Source organism: Vibrio sp. Isolate22, assembly GCF_022398115.1.
In the GTDB taxonomy this organism is placed as follows: domain Bacteria; phylum Pseudomonadota; class Gammaproteobacteria; order Enterobacterales; family Vibrionaceae; genus Vibrio.
Window position 1 is genome coordinate 1 of the sequence record NZ_JAKEUW010000008.1, and the last position, 13,453, is coordinate 13,453.

Sequence of the window (13,453 nt, forward strand, 5' to 3'; positions counted from 1 at the left end):
GTCGTGATAGCTAAATCACTGAACCGACGCGGCCTCCCACGCTTATTCTGTTTGCTTTGCGCCCACCCGCTTATTGCTTCTTCATCAATCCAAAAGGTCAGAGAACCACGGTTAATGAGTGATTGGTTGTATTGCTTCCAGTTGGTTGTTTTGTAACGAGGCTTAGGCATAGGACTACGAGAGAGAGTGGAGGTAGCTGATCAGATCGTAGGTTCTGGATTTAGTTCCATTGAATTACGCAACAAAGCCCAAATTTCCGGGCAATATCCATCAGTTTTGAATATTACGGCTGCTTCACTGATATACCAGCACACGCTTTTCCCTATTTATGCGCCTTTTATTGAAGAAAGCAAAAGACAGGCCGGCATGCGCTGGATGGCAAATCAATCCAAAGGGCTCATACACTTGGTTTTCGGAATTGCTGCTTCAATTGTTAAGCAGCCGAAGTTACTCAGATATTGTCCCCAGTGTTTTGATGAGCAACTAGCCCAATATGGAGAGCGGTATTGGATACGTGGCTGGCAAGTGTCAGGAGCTACATGGTGCCAAAAACACTCCACCCCTTTGTATGAATTTTCTATTCAACCACGCTACGAACATCGGCATGAATTTTATGCAGCGGACACAACACCAGATGACAGACCATTAAGGCATCATAAAAAAGAAGCTTTACGCATTAGCCATGTTGTCGAACAACTTCTGCAAATGGAACCACAAACATCACCAACTTCTCATCAATGGAGCTGCTATTACCATGATTTAGTCGTGCTAGCCGGTTGTAACAGAGGTTCCAATGTAAAACATGATGAAGTTCGGGAGCGTATCCATTCGTTCTGGAGTAGAGGTTGGTTGTCGGATAACCAACTTACACTGACGAAGCGAGATACCTGCTGGTCCAGAACTATTTTACGAAAGCACCGAAAATCCTTCAGCTTTATACAACACCTGATCATTCAGTCCAGTTTACTAGACCGAGATATTTCACCATCTGACATCTTGGCTAATGTAAAGCGTTACCCGCAAAAGCAAAGAAATGTCCATCTAGTGGTTTTGCAGAAGCAGATTAATAGAGGCAAAAGAACTCAATGGCTGAAGCTGTTGAAAGGGTGCGGGTGCAAACATGCTCGATTACATGGTTCGCAAGGTTTGTATATGTGGTTGTACCGACATGATTACGAATGGCTGATGAAAATTAACCGACGCTATGAGCATCCGATCATTTATGAAGATAGGCGAGTAGATTGGCCTAAGAGAGATCGTTCGCTAGTTCGTCGATTATGTCAGTTACGACAGGAGTGTGAACAAGATGATTATTCTCCCCGTATGACGAGTACTTTCTTGCTGTCAAAACTAAAGCTGGGTGCAATGCCAGAGAGGAAATTTCGGTATCTACCTTTAACTAAGCAGTTTCTTGCCAAGTATTCTGAATCGGTTGCTCAATACCAAATTCGACGATTGAGCAATCAGTACATCTCACTCTATTTACAAAATATTCAGATTGAACGGTGGCGTTTACTGCGAGGCTCTGGACTGAGTAAAGAGCGTTTAACTCCACTGGCTAGATGTTTTTTAACAGGAATAACGGAAGGTATATGGGCGATTACAGATTTAAGCACATCCCAGAAGATGCGTTAGTGTTGGGCGTTGGTTCGCTGTTTAAGAAAAATAGCAATGTGTTTTGGGGAGTTAACCTCAGCTTTTCAAAAAAACTTGATCGTCCATCAATACCCATTGCTGGTGTTCCATTGATTCGACGCTACAAATCATTGAGTGCCAATCAGTCTAATCAGCTAAAAGGAAGACAGTTAACTTTTACCATTAGGGATGCTCAGCTGTGGGGAAGAAAGCGTTTAAGGGACTGCCCTGCTTTTCGTTCAATGGGGAACGGGCACAATTCTGAACAGTGGTGCTTTGAATTTGATGTGCCTGATGGTCCAACTGTTTTCCTACCTCAGCTTGAATTGGCACGTGTTCTTTTTCTACATGATAACTATATGTCCAGAATCTGTTTGGAACACGGAAAACTGTCATCAGATTTCAATATCACCAATATAAACGGGCATTGGCAGATTGATGTGATGCCAAGTTCTAGCTACCCGATTGCCGCTTTTAATGATGAACGTTCACGACGATTCTTAAGTTGGATATTGATGGACCCTGAGGCTCGAACTTCATTTGAAAGTATTCACCAGACAATGATGAGAGAGTATACATCCAATGGACAGTATAAATTTTGGGATTTCTCTTTTACACCTCCTTGCTTAAATAGAACAAAACTAGAAGTGTCAGGGTGGCATGATTGGAACAGTAACAGCTTTTTTATATGGGAAATTAGAAGGGTGGAAGGTTTGCCATCGAGTATGCCTGATGAGCTAGATTTTTATCACCCTGATTTCAAAAGGCAGGTAACTGGTCAAGGTGGCGGAGCTAATTCAGGTCGGCCTAAACGTCCGGAAGAGCACGAACTTGATGATAAGGAAGAGGCTGACCCCGATAAAAAACGTGTTGTTTTAGATACAGAATCAGTTGGCTTGTCATTTCGTAAGCCATTCAAGACTAATCGAGTAACTGATAAAACTCGGAAGGCTAATCGCGGAAAGCCCGATGATAGTGATTCCAATGAACAACTTCCCAATAAGTTATCTCCAAATGGTGATAATGCTACAGGTACAATTGCCGGTGCTGATTATGACGTTTTGAATGACGAAAGTGATGACGCTCATCTGTATGCAAGTAAATTTGAGACTTTCTTTCAGGTGATTGATCGTTTGGAATTTAATTACGGATGTCAAACGTACCGCCATCCGCTGAGAAAATTGCCTAAATTGGCACGATGTACCAAACACATGATGGCGGATGATGCTAATCCGAGGTGTATGGCTGTCGTCAAAGTTACTTATCATGGGCAGGTGTATCATTTTGTTGAAGTTGATACCTCTGATGCGAAGAATTCGATATCGACCATGGTATTAAAGTTAAAAGATAATGTAGCGTTGCTTGAGCAGATCGCTGAGTTAGAAGTTCGACTGCTCAAGAAGTCGCTTGCTTGGCCGCGCGATTATATCTCTCTAATTTGTGGAGATGGTAACTTCAAGGGAATCTCTCATCCTCCTTGTAAACACAAAGGTTGTATCGACCCTGCTGATATTGATAAATGGGCAGGATGGTTTATGGGATGGTTAGATTATTAGTATGATACTTTAATACTTCGATTTTTACGAAGTAGAGCCATTTCTTTCTATCTAGTATGATACTTTATTTTTTTACTAAAACCGCAACCTCATTGCACAATGCGGCTTTAGAAAATTTTTAGTATGAAACTTTATTCCTCTCTCACAAGACGAAAGCCCATCATCATGATGGGCTTTTTTGTGCGTGCTATTTAGTAAATCTACATTCAGATTATAATACTTAGGCGTTAAGAGCTTGCTCTAGGTCTGCGAGGATATCTTCGATGTGTTCAATACCGACTGATAAGCGAATCATCTCTGGTGATACTCCAGCTTGTTTCTGTTCAGCTTCGCTTAGCTGACGGTGCGTTGTCGAAGCTGGGTGACAAGCCAGAGATTTTGCATCCCCAATGTTTACCAAGCGTTTGAATATTTGTAGCGCGTCATAGAAGCGAACACCTGCTTCATATCCATCCTTTAAGCCAAAAGATAGAATCGCCGATGGCTTACCTTGCATGTACTTTTCAGCAAGCGGGTAGAACTCTGAACTAGGTAAGCCAGCGTAACTTACCCAGCTGACTTTCTCATGTTGGCTGAGATACTCCGCCACTTTCAATGCGTTCTCTGTATGGCGCTCCATACGTAACGACAACGTTTCTAAGCCTTGCATCAGCATGAAGGCATTAATTGGTGACAAGGCTGCACCAGTATTCCGCAATGGCACTGTTCGTGCTCGGCCAATAAAGGCGGCCTCACCAAAGGCTTCTGTGTACACCACACCGTGGTAAGAGGGCTCTGGCTGATTAAAGACCGGGAATCGATCTTTGTGCTCTGCCCAAGGGAACTTACCTGAATCGATAATCACACCACCCAATGTTGTACCGTGACCACCCACGTATTTTGTCAGCGAGTGCACCACGATATCAGCACCAAATTCAATAGGCTTACACAAAACCGGCGTCGCTACTGTGTTGTCGACAATCACAGGGACACCTTGCGCGTGGGCAAGCTCAGCAACACGCTCTAAATCGATGATATTACCTGCAGGGTTACCGATACTCTCACAGTAAACCGCTTTGGTTTTTTCATCGATTAGCTCAGCCAAGCTTTCTGGTTTGTCGTCTTTGGCAAAACGAACTTCAATCCCTTGGTTTGGCAGCATGTGAGCAAACAAAGTGTAAGTACCACCGTAAAGCTGAGGTGTTGAGACGATGTTGTCACCGATTTGCGCCAATGTCTGAATCGCATAGTTGATTGCCGCGCTGCCCGCACTCACAACCAAGCCTGCGATCCCGCCTTCTAGCGCAGCCATACGTTTTTCCAACACATCGTTGGTTGGGTTCATAATGCGGGTGTAAATATTGCCTGGTACTTCTAGGTTGAACAGATCAGCGCCATGCTGTGCATCGTCAAATTCATAGGCGACAGTTTGGTAGATAGGGGTAGCAACGGATTTCGTGGTTGGATCGGTTTCGTAGCCGAAGTGAATCGAGAGAGTTTCGTCTTTCATGTTTCTTCCCTGAATGATTGAGCGATTTATGTACAACCATATTGCCGATTTTTTTATAAAAGAAAAGTAAGCTTAGTCACAGAGAGGCAATTGGCATTGTGTACTGTGGAGTTCACTCATTCAGGGATGTATTGAAATGAGTAGGGCATAAAGAATAGCGAGCTTAGAAAAGCAAAAAGCCAGAGCAGCGGAACTGTTCTGGCTTTTCTAATTTGGTGGCCCCTCCCAGATTTGAACTGGGGACCGAACGATTATGAGTCGTGCGCTCTAACCACTGAGCTAAGGGGCCGTAGGGCATAGATTATAGGGGAAGCATTCAGTGGTGTCTAGACACTATGAGGGGCAATTCCGCTTACATCTTAGCCACTTAAATCACACAGGTACAAAAAAGGTGAGCCATAGCTCACCTTTTCTTAATTATGCTTAAAAGCTAATCACATCAATGCGTGTGATTACTCGTCTAGGAAGCTACGCAGAGTTTCTGAACGGCTTGGGTGACGTAGTTTACGTAGTGCTTTTGCTTCGATCTGACGGATACGTTCACGAGTTACGTCGAACTGCTTACCAACTTCTTCAAGAGTATGGTCAGTGTTCATGTCGATACCGAAACGCATACGCAGTACTTTAGCTTCACGAGGTGTTAGGCCTGCAAGAACGTCTTTAGTTGCACCGCGTAGGCTGGTTGCCGTTGCAGAGTCTAGAGGTAGTTCTAGCGTTGTATCCTCGATGAAATCACCTAGATGCGAATCTTCGTCGTCACCGATTGGTGTCTCCATAGAGATTGGCTCTTTAGCAATTTTCAGTACTTTACGGATCTTGTCTTCAGGCATTTGCATGCGCTCAGCCAGCTCTTCCGGAAGTGGTTCACGACCCATCTCTTGTAGCATTTGACGAGAGATACGGTTTAGTTTGTTGATCGTTTCGATCATGTGAACCGGAATACGGATAGTACGAGCTTGGTCGGCAATCGAACGAGTGATTGCTTGACGGATCCACCATGTAGCGTAAGTCGAGAACTTGTAACCACGACGGTATTCAAACTTATCAACCGCTTTCATCAGGCCGATGTTACCTTCTTGGATTAGATCCAGGAATTGTAGACCACGGTTTGTGTACTTCTTAGCAATCGAGATTACTAGACGTAAGTTCGCTTCAACCATCTCTTTCTTCGCACGACGAGCTTTCGCTTCACCGATAGACATACGACGGCTGATATCTTTGATGCTTTGAACAGTCAGAGAGGTCTCTTTCTCGATCATGTCCAGTTTCTGGATTGAACGACGAATATCACCTTCGTGACGTTTGATCTTTTCTGCGTATGGCTTATCAGAAGCAAGAACTTCATCTAACCATGCTTCGCTTGATTCGTTGCCAGTAAATAGAGCAATGAAAGATTTCTTCGGCATTTTGCCGTACTCAACCGTTTGACGCATGATTAGGCGTTCTTGAGTACGCACACGATCCATAGAGTTACGCAGTTCGTTTACTAGGTAATCAAACTGTTTTGGTGTTAGGCGGAACTCTTTGAATACGTCTTGCATCATTGTTGTTGCAAGCATTGCTTTCGGGCTTTCATGGCCGTATTCGTTGATCGCTAGCTGACGGTTTTGGTAGCTAGTACGAAGCGCTGTGAACTTCTCAAGAGCAAGCTCAGGGTCGATACCTGTATCTTCTTCTTCCTCTTCAGCTTCATCATCAACGTCTTCTGCGTCTTCGTCATCCAGATCAGTTTCAGCAAGTTCTGAACCGATGTGAGTTGCTGTTGGTGCAGCGGTGCCATCGTCATCTGGGTCAACGAAGCCGTTGATTAGGTCTGTTAAGCGAATCTCTTCTGCTTGTACACGGTCAAACTGTTCCAAGATGTATGGAATAGTACCTGGGTACTCAGCAACAGATAGTTGAACGGTGTTGATACCATCTTCAATGCGTTTCGCAATGTCGATTTCGCCTTCACGAGTCAGTAGTTCAACTGTACCCATTTCACGCATGTACATGCGAACTGGGTCAGTAGTACGGCCAATCTCGCTTTCTACGCTTGAAAGCGCAGCAGCTGCAGCTTCGGCTGCGTCTTCATCTATATTGGCATCATCATCATTAAGCGCTAGATCATCAGCATCAGGTGCAGTTTCAACTACTTTGATGCCCATGTCGTTAATCATTTGAATGATGTCTTCTACCTGTTCAGAATCCACGATTTCTGCAGGTAGGTGGTCGTTTACTTCGGCGTAGGTCAGATAGCCTTGTTCCTTGCCTTTAATAACAAGTAATTTAAGCTGTGACTGCGGATTTTGATCCATAGATGATATCCAACTTCAGGTCTGGTGAAGGACGTTGCATTCTCAAATGCAAACCAATTATGTTAACAAATTTATTAAATGCTGACTAATCAAACAGGGTTACGCTTTTAGATCTAGCATTAAAGCTAGTAGCTCCCTTTTTTCTTCGGCTGATAAACCGACACTTCTTGCTTTGGCCTGCAGGTTTTCAATTTGTTTTTCAACGCACTGGGCAAGTATTTTGTCCAATGAGTCTAAAAATATGTCTTCTTGATTGTCTTCGTCGAGGGGGATTTCCCAGCTCGCGAGACGAGACAGAAGAGCCTCATGTTTATTATCTCGCCAGTGCTCTAATAACTGGCCGGTGTTGATATGGGGATGCGCGTGGCATTTATCAAGTACTTCGACGAATAAACTTAGTCCAGGCAATGGTAAGCCTTTGACACTTGATAAATCCGGTACCATATCAGCATAGCTCGGATTTTGGATAAGCAAAGCGATAACTTCACGCATTGGAGTTCGCTTGAGCTCTTTATGCGGTTGAGGTGTCGGGTTCTGTGTATGAACACGAGCACGTCTCAGTTGGTTATCAAATCCAGTTCGTTCATCCAATAATTTTTCGAGCAACTCTTGGAAATAACTGTCAGGAATTTTATTAATTAAGGCGCTTGCGTGCGCACGCAGTGCCGATTTTCCTTCGGTTGTGCCCAAGTTAAGTTTGTGTATTTCTATCAGGTTGTCGAACAAATAGGTCGATAGTGGCGTTGCATTTTGGACGAGCTGCTCAAAAGCGGCTTTACCATGTTCTCTAATATAGCTATCTGGGTCTTCACCATCGGGCAAGAACAGAAACTTGAGTGTGTTACCTGTTTTCAGGTACTCAAGTGCATTTTCTAGAGCGCGCCATGCGGCCTCTTTACCAGCTCGGTCACCATCGTAGCAACAAACCACAGTGCTGGTTTGTCTAAACAGCATTTGAATGTGGTCACCGGTTGTTGAAGTGCCTAGTGAAGCCACCGAGTAATCTACACCATATTGCGCAAGCGCCACGACATCCATGTAACCTTCAACCACAAGGACTTGAGGCGGTTCACGGTATGCCTGCAATACTTCATAAAGGCCATACAGCTCTTTGCCTTTATGGAAGATAGGCGTCTCTGGTGAGTTTAGGTATTTTGGTGTGCCGTCTTCTAAGACACGACCACCAAAACCAATTACACGACCACGACGATCTCGAATCGGGAACATGACACGGCCACGGAATCGGTCGTATCGGTTACCTTTATCATTCTCGATCAACATGCCGCCGGTCACGAGCATGTCTTGGGCTTCTTTTTGTTGGCCGAAGTTCTTACGAACTAAGTCCCACTCATCGGCCACGTAACCAATGCCAAACTTCTGGACGATTTCGCCCGATAGGCCACGATTTTTAAGGTACTCAATCGCAGGTTTATTGGCTGCTATTTTTAGCTGAGAACGATAGAACTGGCTAATGCCGCCCATCAAATCATAGAGGTTACGTTTTTGTTCAGTGTTGGCTCTTGGTGCGGTAGAGATCTCACCGCTACGTTGTTCTCTTGGAACATCGAGCCCTAAGAAAGAGGCGAGCTCTTCAATAGCTTCAACGAATTCAAGACGTTCGAACTCCATAATGAAGTCGATGGCGTTGCCGTGTACGCCACAACCAAAACAGTGATAAAACTGTTTCTCTTGGCTTACGCTAAAAGAGGGGGTCTTTTCGTTATGAAACGGACAACAAGCGCCGTAGTTTTTGCCTTTTTTCTTAAGTTTCACGCGTGCGTCTATGATGTCGACAATGTCGAGACGTGCTAGGAGATCATCGATGAAACTGCGCGGGATGTGTCCTGCCATAAAACCTTAGAAAAATGCACTAACTGAGAGTGTGGATAATAATAGTTTGAATGGGTTACAGATACAAACAAGCCGTGCGTTCCGAAGGATTGCACGGCTTGTTGCAATTTGATTTGGGATTAAGCGAGTTTAGAACGAACTAAACCACTAACTTTACCCATATCTGCACGCCCTTGAATTTGTGGTTTCAAGATAGCCATTACTTTACCCATGTCTTGCATGCCCGCAGGTTGAGCTTCTGAAATTGCGCTATCAAGTAGTGCGATTACTTCTTCTTCAGTAAGCGGTTGAGGCATAAAGCCTTCAAGTACAGCAATTTCTGCTTGTTCCACGTCAGCAAGATCTTGACGACCAGCTGATTCATATTGAGCAACAGAATCGCGACGTTGTTTAACCATTTTTACTAGTACAGCAAGAATGTCGTCATCGCTCAGAGTAATCTGTTCGTCGACTTCACGTTGCTTTACAGCAGCAAGAGCTAAACGGATAGTGCCAAGGCGCGGTTTGTCCTTGGCTTTCATCGCTAATTTTTGCTCTTCTTTGAGTTGTTCAATAAGAGCCATAACTCAGTCCTTATGGATTAAGTTATTAGTACAGGCGAACGCGACGTGCGTTTTCGCGAGCTAGCTTCTTAGCGTGACGCTTTTGAGCTGCTGCTTTAGCGCGTTTGCGAACTGTAGTTGGCTTTTCGTAGTGCTCGCGACGGCGAACTTCAGAAAGGATACCTGCTTTTTCACAAGAGCGCTTGAAACGACGTAGTGCAACGTCGAACGGTTCGTTTTCACGTACTTTAACTATTGGCATATGCCTTTCACCTCAGGGGTTATTCATTATCGCTGGCTACTGATGACCAAATCAGAAAAATTATCCGTAGACAACTTTCGATTAAGTGTGGTCTCTAACCAGCTTGATCAAAAATGGTGCGGAATTTTAATCCGATCAGAGTGGCTTTGTAAAGCACTTTGTCGATTATAGTCTGTACAATATTTGTTTGAAGAGCTTAGGCAGGGTAATATTGCGCTAATTTCCCATTTTAGACGAAAGCGTGCCGAGAAAATTATGCGCATTATTGGTATTGAAACCTCTTGTGATGAAACAGGAATCGCAATTTATGATGATGAGCAGGGCCTGCTTTCTCATCAATTATACAGCCAAGTAAAGCTGCACGCCGATTACGGTGGTGTAGTACCTGAGCTGGCATCACGTGATCACGTGAAGAAAACAATTCCGCTAATCAAAGCGGCTCTTAAAGAGGCAAACCTAACCTCTAAAGACATCGATGGTGTTGCTTACACGGCTGGCCCTGGCCTTGTTGGTGCGCTGCTTGTTGGTGCAACCATTGGTCGCAGCATTGCTTACGCTTGGGACGTACCAGCTGTGCCAGTTCACCACATGGAAGGTCACCTTCTTGCGCCAATGCTAGAAGATAACCCACCGCCGTTCCCATTTGTCGCTCTGCTTGTTTCTGGTGGTCACACCATGATGGTCGAAGTGAAAGGCATTGGTGAATACAAGATCCTTGGTGAGTCGATTGATGATGCGGCAGGTGAAGCGTTTGATAAAACAGCGAAGCTGATGGGCTTAGATTACCCTGGCGGTCCTTTGCTATCTCGACTTGCAGAAAAAGGCACGCCTGGCCGTTTTAAGTTCCCGCGTCCAATGACGGATCGTCCGGGCTTGGATATGAGCTTTTCGGGCTTAAAAACCTTTGCTGCGAACACGATTCGTGACAATGACGATAGCGAACAAACTCGTGCCGACATCGCGTATGCGTTCCAAGAGGCGGTTTGTGGCACCTTGGTAATCAAGTGTAAGCGTGCCTTGGAACAGACGGGCATGAAACGTATAGTGATTGCTGGTGGCGTAAGTGCAAACAAACAACTGCGTGTTGAACTTGAAGCACTTGCTAAGAAGATTGGTGGCGAGGTGTACTACCCGCGCACTGAATTCTGTACTGATAACGGTGCGATGATCGCTTATGCCGGTATGCAGCGCCTGAAAAATGGTGAGACTGCAGATCTTTCAGTTCAAGCCACACCGCGTTGGCCGATTGACCAATTAGAGCCAATTGCGTAGACATCAAAATGTTTCGATAAACGGTCGCCTTGTGCGGCCGTTTTTATATCTTAGCTTACCGACTATATGTTGATAAATAATTGCTGATAGAGATTAGGGAAGAAGATGAACAAGTTCACTGTAGATAATCAATCGATGGCGTACCTAGATGAAGGCGAAGGCCCAGTTGTTGTTCTAGGACACAGCTACCTATGGGATAGTGGGATGTGGAAGCCTCAGGTTGAAGCATTAAAATCTCAGTACCGTTGTATTGTGCCTGAGCTTTGGTCTCATGGTGAGTCTCAAGCGGCACCGAACGCAATGCGCAACCTAAAAGACTACGCTCAACATGTTTTGGCACTGCTTGACCATTTGAACATCGAAGAGTTTTCTGTGGTGGGTTTATCGGTTGGTGGTATGTGGGGCACAGAGCTTGCGGAGCTAGCACCGTCACGTATCAAATCTTTGGTACTGATGGACACTTTCGTCGGCTTAGAGCCAGAAGTCGCACACGCGAAGTACTTCAGCATGCTAGATACGATTTCTCAAACTAAGATGGTTCCTCAACCGATTGTTGAAGCGGTTGTGCCACTGTTCTTTGCTAATGATGCACAAACTAACACGCCAGCTTTGGTTGAAGGCTTTACTCAACAGCTATCGGCATTACAGGGCGAGCAAGCAGAACAAGTCGCTCGAATTGGTCGTATGGTGTTTGGACGTCGTGACATGATTGAAACGATTGAGAACTTTGCGCTACCTGTATTGGTTGCTGTCGGGCAAGAAGACAAACCACGCCCAGTACTTGAATCTTACCTGATGCATGATTGTATTTCGGGTAGTGAATTAGTGGTGATCCCTGGCGCGGGACATATTAGCTCGCTAGAGCAGCCAGAGTTTGTAAATACTATGCTGAAAGAGTTTTTAGGTAAGCACCTGCTGTAGTTTACCTATCGCTCAAAATGGTCGGCTTAACTTTAAATTAAGGTTAAGCCGATTTTTTTTGTCCGAGTTTTGGTTCACTGCCGTCCAGTAGGCGGCGGATGTTCTGGTGATGACGCAGCACGATCAAGCAACACAGCATAGCTACGGGTAGGGTGTATTGAGGTTTGACTAACCAAGCGTAGAAAGGGGCAAGCAGCACGGTCACCAATGCAGCCAGAGACGAGTATCGAAACAAAAGTGCGACTACTAGCCAAGTTGCCATGATCATTCCGGTTAGGTCGAATCCAATTGGAGCGATAGCACCCAGTGCCGTTGCGACGCCTTTACCACCTCTAAAGTGGAAAAAGATCGGGTACATATGGCCAAGACAAGCTGCAATCGCAACGATACCTAAGATGATTGAGTCGATACCGAGAAAGTAACCAAGCCAGACTGGAATGGTGCCTTTTAACATGTCACAGAGTAATACTGCTGCTGCAGCGCCTTTGCCACCGACACGTAATACATTGGTCGCACCTGGGTTGTTGGAGCCCACTGTTCTGGGATCTGGCAGCCTTAAGACTCGGCATATCAAGACCGCACTAGAGATTGAACCTAGCAAATAGGCAGCAATGATCATGATAAGTGCCAATGGGGTCATGTCTGTCCTTTAACGGTTATACGCCTAACGATGGGAAAATAATGCTCAATCCAAGAGTAATTGATATCATATCTCGAATTACGCAAATAATACGTTTTTTTCCCAAATTTGGGTATCCGACCTCTAAAAGGACAAGTCATGGCACTGGATAAAGTTTTCATTGAGCAGCTAGAAGTAATTACAACGATCGGTGTTTACGATTGGGAGCAAGAGATCAAACAAAAACTGGTGCTTGATATTGAAATGGCTCATGACAACCGCCCAGCAGGCAAGAGTGATGATGTGGTTGATGCTTTGGATTATTCGAAAGTGAGCACTGCAGTACTTGATCACATTGCGAATGGCCGTTTTCTACTAGTAGAGCGTGTTGCTGAAGAAGTCGCAGAGCTTATTATGACTCAGTTCTCTGTTCCTTGGGTTAAAATCCACTTAGCGAAGCCTGGTGCGGTTCCTCAAGCAAAAGCGGTGGGTGTGATCATCGAACGAGGTCAAGCATGACCATCGCCTATGTTGGTGTTGGCACGAACATAGACCGCGACAAGCATGCAAGGGTGGCATGGACAGAGCTTCAATCGTTAGGGACTAACCTTAAATGCTCTAAAATCTATCACTGTGAGCCTGTTGGTTTTAATAGCCATCCATTTTATAACTTTGTGATAGAGCTCGACACGCCACTTTCATTGACTGAATTTTCACAAGAACTTCGTAAAATTGAGTATAAATGGGGGCGTGCGCAAGATGCACACAAACTTCAGGACCGAAATTTGGATCTTGATATTGTGCTGTTTGGCGATGAGATATCTGAGTCTGCTCCAGAGTTACCGCGCAGTGATATCTATAAATATCCTTTTGTAACACAACCACTTTATGATCTTTGTCCTGCGAGAGTGATCCCGCAAGACGGAAGAACCGTCAGTGAAATATGGCAGAAGATGCAGCAGCTAGACTCGCTCTCTGTCGTAGATATAAAACTATAATTTTAAAGGTA

At 44.9% G+C, this 13,453-nt stretch carries 13 protein-coding genes and 1 tRNA gene; 6 read left to right on the forward strand and 8 right to left on the reverse strand.

What is annotated here, in order from left to right; all coding sequences use genetic code 11:
• Positions 1 to 170 (reverse strand): transposase (locus L1D55_RS06890; protein WP_239917014.1); only part of this gene is annotated, 170 nt, incomplete at its 3' end.
• A 16-nt stretch (positions 171 to 186) separates the two neighbouring features.
• Here L1D55_RS06890 and L1D55_RS06895 point away from each other — a divergent pair.
• Complete coding sequence (locus L1D55_RS06895) at positions 187 to 1,635, forward strand: TnsD family transposase (RefSeq protein ID WP_239916952.1); 1,449 nt, start codon at positions 187 to 189, stop codon at positions 1,633 to 1,635.
• On the forward strand, positions 1,593 to 3,191 hold the full coding sequence (locus L1D55_RS06900) for a Tn7-like element transposition protein TnsE (RefSeq protein ID WP_239916953.1): 1,599 nt from the start codon (positions 1,593 to 1,595) through the stop codon (positions 3,189 to 3,191). The genes L1D55_RS06895 and L1D55_RS06900 overlap by 43 nt, the downstream gene beginning before the upstream one ends.
• Before the next feature lie 220 nt (positions 3,192 to 3,411).
• On the opposite strand, the gene L1D55_RS06905 is transcribed toward L1D55_RS06900, so the two are convergent.
• From L1D55_RS06905 to rpsU, 6 genes are all read right to left on the reverse strand, one after another.
• Complete coding sequence (locus L1D55_RS06905; RefSeq protein WP_239916954.1) at positions 3,412 to 4,680, reverse strand: O-acetylhomoserine aminocarboxypropyltransferase/cysteine synthase; 1,269 nt, start codon at positions 4,678 to 4,680, stop codon at positions 3,412 to 3,414.
• Positions 4,681 to 4,893: 213 nt separating this feature from the next.
• Positions 4,894 to 4,969, reverse strand: a tRNA-Ile gene (locus tag L1D55_RS06910).
• A gap of 163 nt (positions 4,970 to 5,132) precedes the next feature.
• On the reverse strand, positions 5,133 to 6,977 hold the full coding sequence (gene rpoD, locus L1D55_RS06915) for an RNA polymerase sigma factor RpoD (protein WP_004740789.1): 1,845 nt from the start codon (positions 6,975 to 6,977) through the stop codon (positions 5,133 to 5,135).
• Positions 6,978 to 7,076: 99 nt separating this feature from the next.
• Positions 7,077 to 8,828 (reverse strand): DNA primase, encoded by a 1,752-nt coding sequence (gene dnaG / locus L1D55_RS06920; RefSeq protein WP_004740788.1) that lies wholly within the window; start codon positions 8,826 to 8,828, stop codon positions 7,077 to 7,079.
• 119 nt (positions 8,829 to 8,947) lie between these two features.
• Entirely contained in the window at positions 8,948 to 9,391 is a 444-nt protein-coding gene (locus L1D55_RS06925) for a GatB/YqeY domain-containing protein (RefSeq protein ID WP_239916955.1), read from the reverse strand.
• Positions 9,392 to 9,416: 25 nt separating this feature from the next.
• Positions 9,417 to 9,632, reverse strand: coding sequence for a 30S ribosomal protein S21 (rpsU, locus tag L1D55_RS06930; RefSeq protein ID WP_004396009.1), 216 nt, complete (start codon positions 9,630 to 9,632; stop codon positions 9,417 to 9,419).
• 255 nt (positions 9,633 to 9,887) lie between these two features.
• On the opposite strand from rpsU, the gene tsaD reads away from it, so the two are divergent.
• Both tsaD and L1D55_RS06940 read left to right on the forward strand, forming a co-directional pair.
• The gene (gene tsaD / locus L1D55_RS06935) at positions 9,888 to 10,904 is read left to right on the forward strand and encodes a tRNA (adenosine(37)-N6)-threonylcarbamoyltransferase complex transferase subunit TsaD (protein WP_239916956.1); all 1,017 of its coding nucleotides are present in this window, start codon (positions 9,888 to 9,890) and stop codon (positions 10,902 to 10,904) included.
• A 105-nt stretch (positions 10,905 to 11,009) separates the two neighbouring features.
• Entirely contained in the window at positions 11,010 to 11,825 is an 816-nt protein-coding gene (locus L1D55_RS06940; protein ID WP_239916957.1) for an alpha/beta hydrolase, read from the forward strand.
• A gap of 43 nt (positions 11,826 to 11,868) precedes the next feature.
• Here L1D55_RS06940 and plsY read toward each other — a convergent pair whose 3' ends face one another.
• Entirely contained in the window at positions 11,869 to 12,465 is a 597-nt protein-coding gene (plsY, locus tag L1D55_RS06945; protein WP_239916958.1) for a glycerol-3-phosphate 1-O-acyltransferase PlsY, read from the reverse strand.
• 138 nt (positions 12,466 to 12,603) lie between these two features.
• Here plsY and folB point away from each other — a divergent pair, with 138 nt between their 5' ends.
• Complete coding sequence (gene folB, locus L1D55_RS06950) at positions 12,604 to 12,963, forward strand: dihydroneopterin aldolase (RefSeq protein WP_102425838.1); 360 nt, start codon at positions 12,604 to 12,606, stop codon at positions 12,961 to 12,963.
• On the forward strand, positions 12,960 to 13,442 hold the full coding sequence (gene folK / locus L1D55_RS06955) for a 2-amino-4-hydroxy-6-hydroxymethyldihydropteridine diphosphokinase (protein WP_004740782.1): 483 nt from the start codon (positions 12,960 to 12,962) through the stop codon (positions 13,440 to 13,442). The genes folB and folK overlap by 4 nt, the downstream gene beginning before the upstream one ends.
• The last annotated feature ends 11 nt before the right edge of the window (positions 13,443 to 13,453 follow it).